At 70.3% G+C, this 949-nt stretch carries 1 protein-coding gene and 1 pseudogene; both read right to left on the reverse strand.

Annotated features, from left to right (window positions below):
• A pseudogene (locus VTU_RS0106310) lies at positions 1–241 on the reverse strand (lytic transglycosylase domain-containing protein); the annotation flags it as partial.
• 26 nt (positions 242–267) lie between these two features.
• On the reverse strand, positions 268–949 hold a 682-nt coding region (locus tag VTU_RS0106315; RefSeq protein WP_010102228.1), incomplete at its 5' end, for a His/Gly/Thr/Pro-type tRNA ligase C-terminal domain-containing protein.

Raw genomic sequence — 949 nt, forward strand, 5'->3', positions numbered from 1 at the left:
TGGCGGTGAGCCAGCGCAGGTAGTGCAGGCGGGATTCGGTGCTGAAGAACTCCGGCTCGGGCGGCGCCCGATTGCCGATCGCCGAGCTCAGGGCCGTGCGCACGGAGTCCATCAACGGCTCCTCCAACTGCCCCCCCGCATGCGCGGTCTGCGGCGCGGCAAGCCACGCGGCAGGGGCCGAGAGCGCTGACAGGAAGCGCAGGCAGACGCGCCGCGACAAACCGCCCGGGATGGCCGGCATGGCACCGCATGCAGGCACCCGCTTGCTCATACGGCCATGCGACCCTTCACGTGCGCCAGGACGTCGGCGCAGGCCACCCTGGTGGCCGCCGGGTCGCGGCGGTGCTGGTATTCCAGCTGGCCCTCCCCGAGGCCGCGCTCCGAGATCACCACCCGGTGCGGAACGCCGATGAGCTCCCAGTCGGCAAACATGGCGCCCGGGCGCTCGCCGCGGTCGTCGAGCAGCACGTCGACTCCCGCAGCCAGGAAGTCGGCGTACAGTTTTTCCGCCGCCGCCTGCACGGCGGCGCTGCGGTCCATGCCGATGGGGCAGATCACGGCCGTGAAGGGCGCAATCGCGTCGGGCCAGATGATTCCGCGCGCGTCATGGTTCTGCTCGATCGCGGCCGCGGGCAGGCGCGTCACGCCGATCCCGTAGCAGCCCATCTCGAACAACCGGGGCTTGCCGTTTTCGTCCAGAAAGGTCGCGTTCATGGCCTGGCTGTACTTGGTTCCCAGGTAGAAGACATGGCCCACCTCGATGCCCCGCTCTATCGCCAGCAGCCCCTTGCCGTCGGGGGAGCGGTCGCCGGACAGCACGTTGCGCAGGTCCGCCACGGCGTCGGGCTCGGGCAGGTCGCGGCCCCAGTTCACACCGGTGACGTGGAAATCGGGCGCATTCGCGCCGCAGATCCAGTCCGCCATGAGTGCCACTTCGCGGTCGGCGACG

It is taken from the genome of Verminephrobacter aporrectodeae subsp. tuberculatae At4 (assembly GCF_000193225.1).
Lineage (GTDB): Bacteria > Pseudomonadota > Gammaproteobacteria > Burkholderiales > Burkholderiaceae_C > Acidovorax > Acidovorax aporrectodeae.